This is a genomic window from Paramicrobacterium fandaimingii, assembly GCF_011751745.2.
GTDB lineage: Bacteria > Actinomycetota > Actinomycetes > Actinomycetales > Microbacteriaceae > Paramicrobacterium > Paramicrobacterium fandaimingii.
Map to the genome: position 1 here is coordinate 2,021,641 of NZ_CP061170.1, position 14,425 is coordinate 2,036,065.

Annotated in this window: 18 protein-coding genes; 3 read left to right on the plus strand and 15 right to left on the minus strand. The window is 61.9% G+C overall.

All coding sequences use genetic code 11. The annotated features are described in order from the left end of the window. Positions 1 to 53 precede the first annotated feature (53 nt). The 5 genes from HCR84_RS09770 to infC form a co-directional block, all read right to left on the minus strand. The gene (locus tag HCR84_RS09770) at positions 54 to 803 is read right to left on the minus strand and encodes an amino acid ABC transporter ATP-binding protein (protein ID WP_166982104.1); all 750 of its coding nucleotides are present in this window, start codon (positions 801 to 803) and stop codon (positions 54 to 56) included. 143 nt (positions 804 to 946) lie between these two features. Further along, on the minus strand, positions 947 to 1,768 hold the full coding sequence (locus HCR84_RS09775) for a TrmH family RNA methyltransferase (RefSeq protein WP_166981629.1): 822 nt from the start codon (positions 1,766 to 1,768) through the stop codon (positions 947 to 949). A gap of 80 nt (positions 1,769 to 1,848) precedes the next feature. Continuing rightward, positions 1,849 to 2,241 (minus strand): 50S ribosomal protein L20, encoded by a 393-nt coding sequence (rplT, locus tag HCR84_RS09780; RefSeq protein WP_166981626.1) that lies wholly within the window; start codon positions 2,239 to 2,241, stop codon positions 1,849 to 1,851. A gap of 28 nt (positions 2,242 to 2,269) precedes the next feature. Beyond that, complete coding sequence (gene rpmI / locus HCR84_RS09785) at positions 2,270 to 2,464, minus strand: 50S ribosomal protein L35 (protein ID WP_166981623.1); 195 nt, start codon at positions 2,462 to 2,464, stop codon at positions 2,270 to 2,272. Further along, positions 2,457 to 3,041 (minus strand): translation initiation factor IF-3, encoded by a 585-nt coding sequence (gene infC / locus HCR84_RS09790; protein ID WP_166982101.1) that lies wholly within the window; start codon positions 3,039 to 3,041, stop codon positions 2,457 to 2,459. Before infC ends, rpmI begins: the two co-directional genes overlap by 8 nt. 292 nt (positions 3,042 to 3,333) lie before the next feature. Here infC and HCR84_RS09795 point away from each other — a divergent pair, with 292 nt between their 5' ends. Beyond that, complete coding sequence (locus HCR84_RS09795; RefSeq protein WP_235940762.1) at positions 3,334 to 3,657, plus strand: DUF1844 domain-containing protein; 324 nt, start codon at positions 3,334 to 3,336, stop codon at positions 3,655 to 3,657. On the opposite strand, the gene HCR84_RS09800 is transcribed toward HCR84_RS09795, so the two are convergent. Genes HCR84_RS09800 through HCR84_RS09825 form a run of 6 tightly spaced genes read right to left on the minus strand, consistent with a single transcriptional unit; the run spans position 3,654 to position 7,894 of the window. Further along, positions 3,654 to 4,427 carry an SseB family protein gene (locus HCR84_RS09800; RefSeq protein WP_166981617.1) on the minus strand — a complete coding sequence of 258 codons (774 nt, stop codon included), beginning with the start codon at positions 4,425 to 4,427 and terminating at the stop codon, positions 3,654 to 3,656. The genes HCR84_RS09795 and HCR84_RS09800 overlap by 4 nt on opposite strands. Then, positions 4,411 to 5,157, minus strand: a complete 747-nt coding sequence (gene priA, locus HCR84_RS09805; protein ID WP_166981614.1) for a bifunctional 1-(5-phosphoribosyl)-5-((5-phosphoribosylamino)methylideneamino)imidazole-4-carboxamide isomerase/phosphoribosylanthranilate isomerase PriA — start codon at positions 5,155 to 5,157, stop codon at positions 4,411 to 4,413. The genes HCR84_RS09800 and priA overlap by 17 nt, the downstream gene beginning before the upstream one ends. Positions 5,158 to 5,209: 52 nt before the next feature. Next, a complete protein-coding gene (hisH, locus tag HCR84_RS09810) occupies positions 5,210 to 5,851 on the minus strand; it encodes an imidazole glycerol phosphate synthase subunit HisH (RefSeq protein WP_166981611.1) in 642 nt (213 codons plus the stop codon). Then, positions 5,848 to 6,453, minus strand: coding sequence for an imidazoleglycerol-phosphate dehydratase HisB (gene hisB / locus HCR84_RS09815; RefSeq protein ID WP_166981608.1), 606 nt, complete (start codon positions 6,451 to 6,453; stop codon positions 5,848 to 5,850). The genes hisH and hisB overlap by 4 nt, the downstream gene beginning before the upstream one ends. Before the next feature lie 2 nt (positions 6,454 to 6,455). Continuing rightward, positions 6,456 to 7,532, minus strand: a complete 1,077-nt coding sequence (locus HCR84_RS09820; protein ID WP_166981605.1) for a histidinol-phosphate transaminase — start codon at positions 7,530 to 7,532, stop codon at positions 6,456 to 6,458. Positions 7,533 to 7,549: 17 nt separating this feature from the next. After that, on the minus strand, positions 7,550 to 7,894 hold the full coding sequence (locus HCR84_RS09825) for a hypothetical protein (protein ID WP_166981602.1): 345 nt from the start codon (positions 7,892 to 7,894) through the stop codon (positions 7,550 to 7,552). 252 nt (positions 7,895 to 8,146) lie between these two features. Between HCR84_RS09825 and lexA the strand changes: the two genes are divergently transcribed. Then, positions 8,147 to 8,818, plus strand: coding sequence for a transcriptional repressor LexA (gene lexA / locus HCR84_RS09830; protein ID WP_166981599.1), 672 nt, complete (start codon positions 8,147 to 8,149; stop codon positions 8,816 to 8,818). Between the two features lie 3 nt (positions 8,819 to 8,821). Here the strand turns inward: lexA and hflX are convergent, their stop codons facing one another. Further along, positions 8,822 to 10,324, minus strand: a complete 1,503-nt coding sequence (gene hflX, locus HCR84_RS09835; protein WP_166981596.1) for a GTPase HflX — start codon at positions 10,322 to 10,324, stop codon at positions 8,822 to 8,824. Between the two features lie 45 nt (positions 10,325 to 10,369). Between hflX and HCR84_RS09840 the strand changes: the two genes are divergently transcribed. After that, positions 10,370 to 11,011 carry a class I SAM-dependent methyltransferase gene (locus tag HCR84_RS09840; protein ID WP_166981593.1) on the plus strand — a complete coding sequence of 214 codons (642 nt, stop codon included), beginning with the start codon at positions 10,370 to 10,372 and terminating at the stop codon, positions 11,009 to 11,011. A 5-nt stretch (positions 11,012 to 11,016) separates the two neighbouring features. Here the strand turns inward: HCR84_RS09840 and dapF are convergent, their stop codons facing one another. Genes dapF through miaB form a run of 3 tightly spaced genes read right to left on the minus strand, consistent with a single transcriptional unit; the run spans position 11,017 to position 14,420 of the window. After that, positions 11,017 to 11,898 carry a diaminopimelate epimerase gene (dapF, locus tag HCR84_RS09845; protein ID WP_166981589.1) on the minus strand — a complete coding sequence of 294 codons (882 nt, stop codon included), beginning with the start codon at positions 11,896 to 11,898 and terminating at the stop codon, positions 11,017 to 11,019. Positions 11,899 to 11,907: 9 nt separating this feature from the next. Continuing rightward, positions 11,908 to 12,846, minus strand: coding sequence for a tRNA (adenosine(37)-N6)-dimethylallyltransferase MiaA (gene miaA / locus HCR84_RS09850; RefSeq protein WP_166982098.1), 939 nt, complete (start codon positions 12,844 to 12,846; stop codon positions 11,908 to 11,910). Then, complete coding sequence (miaB, locus tag HCR84_RS09855) at positions 12,843 to 14,420, minus strand: tRNA (N6-isopentenyl adenosine(37)-C2)-methylthiotransferase MiaB (protein WP_166981586.1); 1,578 nt, start codon at positions 14,418 to 14,420, stop codon at positions 12,843 to 12,845. Before miaB ends, miaA begins: the two co-directional genes overlap by 4 nt. Positions 14,421 to 14,425 lie beyond the last annotated feature (5 nt).

A 14,425-nucleotide genomic window follows, 5' to 3' on the forward strand; every position in this document is an offset into this window, starting at 1 on the left:
GCTTTCCTTTCATCTCGGAGCGAATGCTCCTTGCGTTCTTCTGCCTGCGCTGCTCAGTGAGTGAGCAATTTCGACAGGAAGTCTTTGGCCCGGTCGGATTTCGGGTTCGTGAAGAATTCTTCGGGCGTCGCCTCTTCGACGATCTCGCCTTCGGCCATGAAGACGACGCGATCGGCCGCTTTTCGGGCGAAACCCATTTCATGCGTGACAACGACCATCGTCATGCCTTCGCTCGCCAATTGAACCATGACGTCGAGAACCTCGGTGATCATCTCGGGGTCAAGGGCGCTCGTCGGCTCATCAAAAAGCATCACCTTCGGCTTCATCGCCAGGGCACGCGCGATGGCGACGCGCTGCTGCTGGCCCCCGGAGAGCTGAGCAGGCATCTTCTCCGCTTGAACGGCCACACCGACCCGCTCGAGCAGCGCTTTCGCTGCCTTCTCCGCTTCGGCCCGCTTCTGACCGCGCACCCGCGTCGGGCCGAGCGTGACATTCTCAAGAATCGTCTTATGCGCGAACAGGTTGAACGATTGGAACACCATTCCGACGTCGGCTCGCAGCGCGGCAAGGGCTTTGCCCTCCTCGGGGAGCTTTTTCCCATCGATACGAATCTCGCCGCCGTTGATCACCTCAAGGCGGTTGATCGTGCGGCATAGCGTCGATTTTCCGGAGCCACTCGGCCCGATCACCACGACGACCTCACCCTTATTAACCGTGAGATTGATGTCCTTCAGCGCGTGAAAGTCACCGTAGTACTTCTCAACGTGGTCGACGACAACAAGCGGTTCGCCCGCGGCAGCCATAATGGGGTTGCTTGTCGTCTCGAAAGCCGCGGGGCCGCGATCTTTCGCCGACCCCGTCTGTTCGTTGGATTCCATACGGTTTACGCTATGCGACCTACCCCCTATTCGCGGGTGCTGAATCCTCCCCGTTACGGATTCGTAACTTAACGAACCGCGCCCTTATCGGATGCTGCCTGCGCGAACGCTGATTCGTAGAGGCACACCGATGCCGCCGTCGCGAGATTCATCGATTCGGCCTTGCCATAGATAGGAACGCGGATGGCGCCATCGGCGAGCTGAAGATCATCGACGGAGAGTCCCCGGGCCTCGTTTCCGAAAAGCCACGCGGTCTGCTGCGCGAGCGCCCCGCTCTCGCGGTATTCGAGGAGGTCCTGGCCCTTGACGTCTGCAGCCAGGATCGACATGCCAGCCGCGCGAAGCTGGCTCAGGACAGTGCCGAGCTCCAGCCCGACCGAGAGCGGCAGATGGAAGAGCGAGCCTGTGGTCGAACGAACCACTTTGGGGTTGAACGGATCGACAGAGCGTCCCGTCAGCACGACCGCATCGGCTCCGGCAGCATCCGCCGCCCTGATGATGGTCCCGAGATTGCCCGGGTCCCGCACCTCTTCAAGAACGGCAAGCAGACGAGGCGCCCCAGCGAGAATGTCTTTCAGCGACGTCGGGTGCTGTCGACACACGGCTGCAATGCCCTGCGGAGTCACCGTGTCCGTCATGACATCCAGCACGTCTTCCGTGACGAACTCCGCGTCGAGGTTCGCCTCCGTGGCCGACACCACCAGCTCGGCGTGCTTCTGCGCTGCTGTCGGAGTGACGAACAGCTCTTCAATAAGCTCTGGGCGCCAGGCAAGTGCCTCGGAAACAGCCTGTGGCCCCTCGAGGAGAAACAGTCCGGTCTCTTGTCGAGTTTGACGCCGTGAGAGTTTTGCTACGGCTTTAACGCGGGCGGAGCGCGGGTTTTCGATCACGGTCTCAGTCTACGGGGCGGTTAACCGACAATGGCGGGCACCCGGTTGGGTGCCCGCCATCGTGAACGAAATGGTGAGTGCTACGCAGCCTCATCCGACTTCGGAGCCGACGTGTCAGCCGGGAGCGCCTTCTTCGCAGCCTCAACAAGCGCGGTGAATGCGGAGGGTTCATTCACGGCGAGCTCGGCGAGCATGCGACGATCAACCTCAACACCGGCAAGGCCAAGGCCCTGGATGAGGCGGTTGTAGGTGAGCCCGTTCGCGCGCGACGCAGCGTTGATGCGCTGAATCCACAGTCGACGGAAGTCGCCCTTGCGCTGGCGACGGTCACGGTACGAGTACACGAACGAGTGGGTGACCTGCTCCTTCGCCTTACGGTAAAGGCGTGAACGCTGTCCGCGGTATCCCTCGGCGCGCTCAAGGATGACCCGACGCTTCTTGTGGGCGTTGACGGCCCTCTTTACTCTTGCCATTTCTCTATCTTCCTAACGGGTCTTCGGCTCAGCGTCCGAGAAGCTTCTTGGCCATCTTTGTGTCGGCAGGCGCCATCACCTGATCCTGGTTCAGGCGACGCTTGCGCTTCGATGCCTTCACCTCGAGGTTGTGGCGCATTCCGGCCTGCTGCTTCATGATCTTGCCGCTTCCGGTCACCTTGAAGCGCTTCTTGGCCCCTGAGTGGGTCTTCTGCTTAGGCATTCTTTTCCTCCTGCTTAGCCGCTTTCTTGGCAGCACGTTGTGCGTTGGCCTCCGCCTTCGCCTCTGACTTGTTCTTCAGAGGTCCGATGACCATGACCATATTTCTACCGTCGATCTTCGGGTTGGACTCCACAGTTCCAAACTCCGCGACATCGTCGGCAAACTTTTGAAGCAAGCGAACACCCATCTCGGGGCGGGACTGCTCGCGGCCGCGGAACAAAATCATTGCCTTGACCTTGTCGCCGCCCTTGAGGAAGCCCTCAGCGCGCTTGCGCTTCGTTTCGTAATCGTGGGCATCGATCTTGAGTCGGAACCGCACCTCTTTGAGCACGGTATTCGCCTGGTTGCGCCGAGCCTCCTTGGCTTTCTGCGCAGCCTCGTACTTGAATTTGCCGTAGTCCATAATCTTGGCCACGGGTGGCTTCGAATTGGGGGCGACCTCAACGAGATCGAGGTCGGCCTCCTGAGCGAGCCGAAGCGCGACGTCGAGCTTGACAACGCCTACCTGCTCGCCGCTTGGGCCGACGAGTCTAACCTCCGGAACCCGGATACGGTCATTGGTACGGGGATCGCTGATGCGGAACTCCTCTGATTTGATTTACCTTGCCTCTGTGCCGGCGGATACCGGTACATGACGAGAGAGGAGTCACATGTGCACGACAGCGTCTTGCACCGCACCCTATCTACCGAGACGCTGTGCGACCCGGCGGAGTGCAACAACCCGGTAACCTTGATAGCGGTCAAGCGCGGGTGGGAGTTTCTCCACTTTCGCCTTGGGATACATCCCATGGACTGCAATAGACTACCAGAGGAAAAGTGTGAACACGACCGAAAACGAAGAGAACCGCGTCAACGATTTCGACCAAGCGTTGAATGAGGTGACTCGGGACATCGCCGAGGTTGGCGCCGTCGAAGTGATTACGACGACGGCCGTTCATCTGATGAGCGCCGCGGCCGTCAAGTGCGGGTTGGCGGATGATGCCGATTCGCAGACCGACCTTGACGAGGCACGCAAACTCATCAACGCTCTCGCCGGTCTGATTACGGCGGGCGCTCCGGAAATCAGCGATATGCATGCTCGCAGCCTTCGCGACGGACTGCGTACCCTGCAGCTTGCGTTCCGAGAGGCATCATCGATCCCCGATGCTCCCGGAGCTGGCCCGGGCGAGAAGTGGACGGGTCCTGTCTCCTAAGCAGGAGGGCCGGCCGCGATAGCGACCTTCAGCGAATCCACGCGGTTCGCGATCAGGCCCTCCGCGGCCCACTGTGAGCTCTGCGCCGACACCAGAGCGTCAAGCTCCTCACGGTTCAGCCCAGAAACCAATGAGAGCGTCACGATCGTCTCGGGCGCCGTCAGCCGGGCAGTCGGATCCCCCGCCTCCACCGTGATTCCGGTTATGCGCGGGTCGGCGCGTGCCGATCTCTCGAACGCCGCAATCACCTCTGGGTCTGCGAAGCTTGGAATCCACGCTTGTGACTGCGCAATGCTCCAGAGCGCCGGTCGCCGAATGACGAACTCCGTGGGTGTCGTCGGATCGAGAACGACAAGGTCGGTGCGCTCCTCCGCCGCAGCGAGCGCAACGCGCACTCCCTCGGAGGGCACGGGCCGCGCGTCGGGATTCCACGAGCGCATCGCGTCTACCGACGAGAACACGGGCATCACGTTACGGCCGTCTGGACCGCCGACGGTGATGATCGACAGTTCCTGGGTCTTGTCGACAACAAGCCCATCTTTGGTCAGGCCATGTTCGCCTGCATGGGCGACAAGGGGAATCAATAGGCGGCTGACAGCAAACTCAGCGACGACTCGGCGTCCGTCATCGTCACCGCTCTGAAATGCCTCGAGTGCCTGGATCAGCCCCGCAGGTGCAGTGCCATCGTCTGCAGCTCTCTCGTTCGGGCGGAAGCTGCGTCCAGCCCACGGTTGGCCGGCCGAGTCCGCTTTGTCAGTCGGATGCGACATCCAGGGCCTCTGCGAGTGTGAAGGCGCCGGCATACAGCGCCTTACCGACGATCGCCCCCTCAAGGCCAAGCGGCACAAGCTCTCTGAGCGCGGCGATGTCGTCGAGACTCGAAATTCCTCCGGATGCGACAACCGGATGCTCCGTGTGATTCATCACCTCGGTGAGCAGTTCGATATTCGGGCCTTTGAGCGTGCCGTCCTTTGTCACGTCGGTGACGACGTAGCGAGCACAGCCAGCCTCCTCGAGGCGGTCGAGCACGTGCCACAGGTCGCCACCGTCGCGGGTCCATCCCCGCGCTGCGAGCGTTGTTCCCCGCACGTCGAGGCCGACGGCTATCGCTTCGCCGTACTGACCGATGACATTTGCTGCCCACTCGGGGTTCTCGAGAGCCGCTGTACCGAGGTTGATGCGCTTGGCCCCGCTGGACAGGGCCGCCTCGAGTGATTCGTCGTCCCGGATTCCTCCGGACAACTCCACGTTGATGCCGCGCACGCTCTTGATCACTCGTCTGATGACGGAGGCGTTGTTGCCTCGGCCGAATGCTGCATCAAGGTCGACGAGGTGAATCCACTCGGCGCCGGCGTCAGCCCAGGCTTCCGCAGCATCGACGGGGTCGCCATAATTCGTCTCGCTCCCGGCCTCGCCTTGAGTGAGCCTCACGGCTTTGCCATCGGCAACGTCTACGGCCGGCAGCAGTTCGAGTGCCGGAGCCTGATTGAACTCGCGCATTTCCATCCTTTGAAGAGCGTTGCGTGTGCCTGTGCAGCACAAGAACCCTATGTTAGTGAGCGGTGAGGGTATCCACCCAATTCGTGAGCAAGCGGATGCCCGCCTTCCCCGATTTCTCCGGGTGAAACTGAGTGGCCCACAGCGGTCCGTTTTCAACGGCCGCGATGAATCGTTCACCATGCTCGGCCCACGTGACCTGAGGGGCGGCGAACGGCCCGGATGCGTCGAGCGGCCACGCGCGTGCGGCATAGGAGTGCACAAAATAGAACCGCTCAGACGCGACACCGGCGAACAGCGCTGACGCGGCCGGAGCATCCACTGTGTTCCATCCCATGTGCGGCAGCACAGGAGCGTCGAGCTTCTCGACGACGCCCGGCCACTGAGCAAGTCCTTCAGCGTCAAAACCACGCTCGACACCGGAGTCGAACATCACCTGCATCCCGACGCAGATCCCGAGTACGGGGCGCCCACCGGCGAGACGCCGATCGATGACCTCGTCCGCGCCGGAAGATCGCAGCTGATCGACGACGGCGCGAAAAGCCCCGACACCGGGAACAAGCAGCCCATCTGATTCGAAAGCCTCGCGCTTGCTGCCTGTCAGTCGAACATCAGCACCAGCGGCTTCGAGAGCTTTCACAGCCGAGTGGACATTGCCCGAACCATAGTCGAAGACCACGACGCGGGGTGCGCTCACAGCGCACCCTTTGTCGACGGAATCCCCGAGACAAGCGGATCCAACGATTTAGCTTGCCGGAACGCTCGTGCGAACGCCTTGAACTCAGCTTCAGCAATGTGATGGGGGTCGCGGCCGACCTTCAGCTCGACGTGAACTGTCAGCGCCGCGTTGAGCGCTATCGCTTCAAAGACGTGACGCACCATCGACCCCGTGAAGTGGCCGCCAATCAGATGAAATTCGAAGCCCTCCGGTTCTCCGCCGTGAACGAGATACGGTCGCCCTGAGATGTCGACAACGGCTTGCGCAAGAGCCTCATCCAGGGGGACGAGCGCATCGCCATAGCGAGAGATCCCGGCTTTCGTGCCGAGTGCCTCCCTGATCGCCAACCCGAGTGCGATGCCGATGTCCTCCACCGTGTGGTGAACGTCGATGTCGGTGTCCCCCGTTGCGCGAACAGTGAGATCGGTGAGCGAGTGTTTGGCAAATGCCGTCAGCAGGTGATCGAAGAACGGCACAGACGTCGAGATGTCGCTCGTGCCCGAACCGTCCAAATCGATGTGCAGGTCGATGGACGACTCGCTAGTCTCGCGCTGAATGCGTGCGACGCGTGAAGAAGTCATACTCATGATCGTAGTGCGGTCATCGCGTCGAGGAACGCAGACGTCTCGGTTTCCGTGCCGGCCGTAACGCGCATGTGGCCGTCGATGCCAACATCTCTGATGAGGATGCCGCGCTCGAACAGGTGTTGGAACAGCGCCGATGTGTCGTCGACGCCGCCGAAGAAAACGAAGTTGCTTCCCGACCTGTACGGTCGGTACCCGAGTTCGGCGAGCCCGCTCGACATGCGGTCTCGCTGCGCCCGGATGTCGTCAACGACAGCAAGCATGGCATCGGAATGCCGCAACGCCGCCCGAGCAGCAGCCTGAGTCAGCGCCGACAGGTGGTACGGAAGTCGAACAAGGCGCAGAGCATCGGCAATCGCGGGATCAGCGGCGAGGTAACCGACGCGAGCCCCGGCAAATGCGAATGCCTTGCTCATCGTGCGAGAGACGATAAGGCGAGGCCGTCCTTGGAGCAGCTCCAGCGCGCTTGGGGTTCCCTGATCAGAGAACTCGGCATACGCCTCGTCGACGATGACGATCCCCGGTGCTGCCTCGTATGCGGCGCGAATGGTGTCGAGGGTCAGAGGCGTGCCCGTCGGGTTGTTCGGTGAGCACAGCACGACGACGTCGGGCGCGTCCTCCGCGATCACGCGAGCGATGTACTCGGGTGAGAGCTCGAAATCCTTTTCCCTCTCGCGACCGATCCATCGTGTGTTTGTCCCCATGGCAAGCAATGGGTACATCGAATACGTGGGAGTGAACCCAAGAAAAGTCCGCCCCGGGCCGCCGAACGCCAGAAGAATCTGCTGCAGCACCTCGTTCGAGCCGTTTGCGGCCCAGATATTCTCTGCCCGCATACCGTGCCCCAGATACGCCGCGAAGTCCTGCCGCAGTTCGGTGAACTCGCGGTCCGGATAGCGATTCAGCCCGATGATCGACGCTGCAACAGCCCCAACGATATCGTGCGCCACAACCTCTGGAATGCCATGTGTGTTCTCATTGACGTTCAGCGAAATCGGAACCGGAGCCTGCGGGGCACCGTACGGAGAGCGGCCGCGAAGGCCGTCGCGAAGAGGAAGATCATCGAATGTGGTCACCCCTCCATCGTATGGGCTTACCGAACAGCTTCCTCGTACCGTGACGGGATCGCGATTCGCTCACCCGCGGCCACCGATGACGTCTCAAGTCGATTGAGGTCGACGATCTCCGCAACCACGTCGCGGGGGTCGTGATCAGGCGCGATGCGCTCTGCCAGCATCCACAGCGATTCACCGGCGGAGACGGTCACGTATTCGAAGGTCGCCGACGATGACGAGTCGGATGCCACGGCGGAATTCGCGTGTACAGCGCCAAAGGCGATGCCGAACACAAAGGGAATAGCAGCGATTCCCGTAAGAACGGCGCGGCCGCGGGCGGTGAGACGAAGCCGGGGTGCTGCATTGGTCTGCGGGGATGTCATCGTTCTGCTCCTTCGTTGACGAGTTCGTTTCGGCCCTCAGGCCGGTGAGGGCCGAAACGAACCTGTGTTCCGAACCTATCTTCGACTGTTCGAACTGTCAACCATCTTTTTCGGTTGTCGCCGAAGAAATTCCGCGACACACTCGAATAGATGTTTGCCTCGACCCGCCGAAGCGGATACAGTTTCGAACACAGGGAACACATCACCACGAGCCACCGACATCGGGGCTCGTGAGGAGACAGGAGCAGAGCGATGGCACAGGATCCGACGAAGAAGACACGCACCCGTCGCCGCAAGAATCTGAGCGATAAGCAGAGGGCGATTCTCGAGTTCATCCAGCGGACTGTTTCGCAGAATGGCTATCCGCCGAGCATGCGCGAGATCGGCGATGCGGTTGGCCTTGCCTCTCTCTCGAGTGTCACCCACCAACTGAACCAGCTTGAGCTGAGTGGTTACCTGCGTCGGGACCCGAACCGCCCGCGCGCCCTTGAGGTGCTCATCGACCTTCCTCAGACCGCCGACATCGGTGAGACGTCAAGACCCGTCGGAGACGCCACCATGGTTCCCCTCGTCGGAAATATCGCCGCTGGCGTCCCCATCACTGCTGAACAGCAGGTCGAGGAGGTTTTTCCCCTCCCCCGCCAACTCGTCGGCAAAGGCGAACTGTTCATGCTCCATGTCAAGGGCGAGTCGATGATCGACGCCGCTATCTGCGACGGAGATTGGGTTGTCGTGCGCCAGCAGGCCACCGCAGAGAATGGCGACATTGTCGCGGCAATGCTCGACGAGGAGGCAACAGTCAAAGTCTTCCGCCAGCGAGACGGCCACACGTGGCTGCTCCCCCGCAACAGTGCCTATGAGCCCATTCTCGGCGACCACGCGGACATTCTCGGCAAGGTCGTCGCCGTTCTGCGCTCGGTCTGAGGATTAGCGCGCTTCGGCGAATTCCGTGACTTGCGCGGCGATTTCGTCGGAAACCGCCGCCTCGAGGTACGTGCCGTCTTCCCGATAGTCAATTTTCGTCACTTCACCGCGACGGTGAAGCATCGAAATGACGTCCCCACGGTCGTAGGGAACGAGCAGAGCCACTTCGACGGGAGGGTGGGGAAGCATCCGCTCGATCGTCTCGAGCAGCTCGTCTACCCCAGCGCCGGTTCGGGCAGAGGCGAATACGGCGTTCGGCGCGAGGCCCCTGAGCAGAAGTCGCTGGTCGTCATTGATCAGATCTGTTTTGTTGAAGACGATGATCTCGGGGATATCGCGCGCGCCGACGTCCCCGATCACGTCGTGGACCGTGGTGATCTGAGATGCGGGGTCGGGGTGCGCTGCATCGACGACGTGCACGATCACGTCCGCGTACGACACCTCTTCGAGAGTCGAGCGGAAAGCCTCGACGAGCTGGTGCGGCAGATTTCGAACAAAGCCGACAGTGTCGGAGAAGGTAAATTCTCGACCGTCGTCGGTACGTGTGCGCCTCGTCGTGGAGTCCAACGTGGCAAAGAGCGCGTTCTCCACCAGCACGCCCGCCTGAGTCACCCTGTTGAGAAGGCTCGACTTTCCGGCGTTCGTGTACCCGACAATGGCGACAGACGGCACGGCGAATCGTGATCTGTTTGCACGCTTTGCTTCACGTGCTGGCCCGAAGCCCTTGATTTGCTTGCGGAGTCTCGCCATGCGTGTGTGGATGCGGCGCCGGTCAAGCTCGATCTTCGTCTCGCCCGGTCCACGCGAGCCCATTCCCGCACCGGCACCTCCGACCTGACCACCAGCCTGACGGCTCATCGACTCGCCCCAGCCTCGCAGTCGAGGAAGCAGGTACTCCAATTGCGCGAGCTCCACCTGTGCTTTGCCTTCACGGCTCTGCGCGTGCTGGCTGAAGATGTCGAGGATGACTGCCGTCCGGTCGATCACCTTCACCTTGACGACGTCTTCGAGCGCTCGTCGCTGGCTTGGAGCAAGCTCTGTGTCGGCGATCACCGTGTCGGCGTTCAGCGAGCGCACGATGTCGCGCAGCTCTTCGGCTTTTCCACGCCCGAGGTAGGTGCTCGGATCCGGGTGCGGACGTCGTTGCAGCAGACCATCGAGCACAACGGCACCCGCTGTCTCTGACAGAGCCGAGAGCTCGCGAAGAGAGTTTTCGGCGTCGTCGGCGGATCCCTGGGGATATACGCCGATCAGCACGACGTTTTCCAGCCTCAGCTGGCGGTACTCGACCTCGGTGACGTCGTCGAGCTCGGTCGAGAGCCCCGCGACGCGGCGAAGCGCACGCCGCTCCTCGCGATCGAGCTGGTCACCGTCTGCGTTCGAGTCGGACCCATCTTGATGAAGGGCCTGAGCTCGGCCGAACACCGAGAAAGCACGTGCGTCCCCACTCGCGATGATGCGGTCGAGAGCGTCGTCGTCGGTGTTGTTCTTGCCCATATCAGCCATTTCCCTTAAGCCTAGTGTCGGAAGCCTGAGATAACGTACCTAACTATGACCGGCGATCACTATTTCTCGGGCGCTCCCAGGAGCGAGCTCACCATCAAGAGCATCACCGTCGATTTGGCGGGTGCGCAGCACAGTCTCACTTCGGCGAACGGAATCTTCAGTCCCGACCGTATTGATCTGGGAACTCGAGTTCTTCTGAGCAGCACTCCTCCTCCGCCAGAGGGCGGTCATCTGCTTGATCTCGGGTGCGGTTGGGGGCCCATCGCGCTCAGCCTTGGCCTGCTCTCTCCTGACGCCACCGTGTGGGGGGTAGACGTCAATGAACGGGCACTTGACCGGCTTCGGAGCAATGCGAAGACGCTTGGCCTTGATGGGGTGCGTGCTGTGCTGCCCCAGGACGTCCCTGAGGCGATACGGTTTCGCGCAATTTGGTCGAACCCGCCGATTCGCGTGGGAAAGAATGAGCTCCACGGCATGCTGCAGCACTGGATACCGCGTCTCCTGCCGGGCTCGGACGGGTACTTCGTTGTGCAGAGAAACCTGGGTTCTGACAGTTTGCAGCGTTGGCTTCACGACGAGCTGACCGACGAGTTCAGCGTGTCCCGTACCACGTCGAGCAAGGGCTATCGCGTGCTGCGTACGCGTCGGCACACGGGCTCAACCGAGCCGATCGACGTCGTGCAGTAAGCGACTCAGGCCAGGTCGATCGTTCCCGTATAGACAAGCTCCGCTGGGCCGGAAAGTCCGACGTGCTCACCGTCTTCCGCGGCAAACATGCGCACGCCGAGCGTCCCCCCTGGAACATCGACGCGCCAGTTGTGCGGGGCTTTCGAGCCGGCCCAGTGTCGTGTTGCAAGCGCAGACGCCGCGACGCCGGTTCCGCACGACAGCGTCTCGCCGACTCCCCGCTCGTGCACACGCATGCTGATGCGCCCGATGCCGTCCTTGACCAGGGGGTCGCGCGGAACGACAAGTTCGATGTTCGCTCCGTGTTCGGGCGCTGGCTCCACCTGGGGAACGTAGGTGAGGTCGGCGTCCGCCAGCTCGTCGAGGTCGGCAAGGGCAACGATGATATGGGGGTTGCCGACATTGATGCCTTGCCCAGGGCGAGCGACCTTCAGCTGCTTGACACGAACGAGAGGCTCACTCTCTTCAAGCACCCACCGGCCGAGATCAACGTGAAAGCCATCGGCCGAGCGCTGCACGTCACGCACGCCGGCACGAGTCCCGATGGCAACAGTTTCACCGGTATCGAGCGTCAGCAGCCCGTTCGCGATCAGATAGCGGGCGAATACGCGGATGCCGTTTCCGCACATCTCCGCAGCGGTTCCGTCTGCATTGAAATAATCCATAAACCATTCCGCACTGGAATCTTCAGCGATCGCCGCCTCGCCGTCCGGAATTGCCACGGAACGTACGGCTCTGATGACACCATCGGCACCGATGCCCGTGTGCCGGTCGCAGAGTGCACGAATCTGCTCGGGAGCGAGCGGGTACTCTCCCGCGGGGTCCGAATAGAGAATGAAGTCGTTGCCTGTGCCGTGGCCTTTGGTGAACTGGAGGGTCGTCGCCATATGCCAAGTCTAGAGGGCGGCCACGTGGTCATCGAAAGCGCGGGCAGCTTCGTCACTCAGCGACGCAGATTCGGCATCGAGCCACATCATATGCTCGTATCTCTTGAACCAGCTGACCTGGCGGCGCGCGTACCGGCGGGTCAGTTGCTGGGTTCGGTCGATGGCTTCGTCTGCGCTCAGCTCTCCGGCGATCTGAGCTGCCGCCTGCGCGTAGCCGATCGCGCGGCCCGCCGTTGTCGAGCGTTCAAGTCCGTTCTGCAGCAGGCTGCGAACTTCGTCAACGAGCCCGTTATGCCACATTCGCGTCACCCGAGAGTTCAATCGCGGGACGAGAACGTCTCGGGGCGCGTCCAGGCCGAGCAGAAGAGACGGATACACGGGTAGCGGGTCTGCCGGGAGCATGCCGCGCGACGGGTCTCCTGTGAGCTCCGCGACTTCAAGAGCACGAACAATGCGGCGAGCGTTCGTCGAGCCGACTCGCTGTGCCACCTCCTCATCGAGTGCGAAAAGGCGTCGGGCAAGGGCCCCAACGCCCTTCTCATCGAGCTCGAGCTCGAGGCGGGCCCGAATGCGCGCATCCGTTCCCGGAAATTCGAACGGGTAGATCACACTGGAGACGTACAGTCCTGAACCGCCAACGAGAATCGGAACGACGCCGCGGTCTCTCAGCCGCACGATGATGCTGCGTGTGTCTCGCTGGTACGCGGCAACCGATGCGTCTTCGGTGACATCGAGCACGTCGAGCATGTGATGGGGCACGCCGCGGCGCTCGCCCAACGGCACCTTGGCCGTTCCGATGTTCATTCCCCGGTACAGCTGCATGGCGTCGGCGTTGACGACCTCAGCGGGCTGCCCACGGTGTGCGAGCGTCTCTGCCACGTCAAGGGACAGTTCGGACTTGCCCGTTCCGGTCGCGCCGACGATGACGATGAGCGGCGGTGCGTTCAGCGCTCACCGCCCGTTGGATCGTAGATCGGCGTGGTTGCTGCGCGCAGCGACGGCATGCCAAGCGATACCGATCCGGCTGGCTGGCCCCCCGCAGCTGGAACACCGCACGATTCCGCCTGGTCGCGGTCCCACGCGTCGCCAGCCCGCGTGCGCCGAATGCTTAATGGCGCATTGTCTGTCGAGTCAGCGAGCAGGTGAAACGGTGCGGCGTCCGTCACGGTAACCGTCACCATGTCACCGGGGCGCGGAAGGTCGCTGCCCTCTGGCACGCGGAAATGCACGAGACGGGAGTCGCGGGCGCGACCGGTGAGACGATGCGTCGCGGCATCTTTCTTGCCCTCGCCAACGGCAACAAGCAATTCCACCTCGGTTCCGATCACGGATCGGTTCTCTTCGAGGCTGATGCGCTCTTGCAGAGCAAGGAGGCGCTCGTAACGCTCTTGGACGACAGCCTTGGGCACCTGATCGTCCATCGTGGCTGCCGGTGTTCCCGGACGTACCGAGTACTGGAAGGTGAAAGCTGTGGCGAAGCGCGATTCCTCGACGACGCGCAGTGTGTCGACAAAATCTTCTTCCGTCTCGCCGGGGAATCCGACGATGATGTCTGTCGAGATCGCCGCGTGCGGGATTCTCTCTCGAACGCGCTCGAGGATGCCGAGAAACTTCTTGCTCCGGTAGGAGCGACGCATTGACTTCAGAATGCGGTCAGAGCCTGATTGGAGCGGCATATGAAGCTGCGGCATCACATTCGAGGTTTCTGCCATCGCGTCGATCACGTCATCGGTGAACGCGGCGGGATGAGGGCTCGTGAAGCGAATACGCTCAAGGCCTTCGATCTCGCCCGCTGCCCTCAGCAGCTTGCTGAACGCCTGCCGGTCACCGAACTCGACACCGTAGGAGTTGACGTTCTGACCGAGCAGCGTCACCTCGACGGCGCCATCGTCGACGAGAGCGTGAATCTCGGAAAGAATCTGCCCAGGACGGCGATCTTTCTCCTTGCCCCTGAGCGAGGGCACGATGCAGAACGTGCACGTGTTGTTACAGCCAACGGAGATGGAGACCCAGCCCGCGTAGCTGGAGTCGCGCTTCGCGGGAAGCGTCGACGGAAACGTCTCAAGGGCGTCGAGGATCTCGATCTGTGCCTCGTCATTATGGCGGGCCCGTTCGAGAAGTTTCGGAAGCGACCCCATGTTGTGCGTGCCGAAAACGACGTCCACCCACGGCGCCTTCTCAAGAATGACGTTCTTGTCTTTCTGAGCGAGGCATCCGCCGACGGCAATCTGCATGCCCTCGTGACGTCGTTTGACGGAAGCAAGATGGCCGAGGTTGCCATAGAGCTTGTTGTCGGCGTTCTCGCGCACCGCACACGTGTTGATCACAACGATGTCGGCGGGGTCAGCCCCGTCTGCCTTTTGATACCCGGCCGCTTGCAATGACCCGCTGAGGCGTTCCGAGTCGTGCACATTCATCTGGCAGCCGAATGTGCGAACTTCGTACGTACGCGGGCTTCCATCGGCGCGGAATGCGGCGTCGGAGCGCTGGATCTCGGTCGGGCGTTCGGTCAAGGTGCTCATGATGC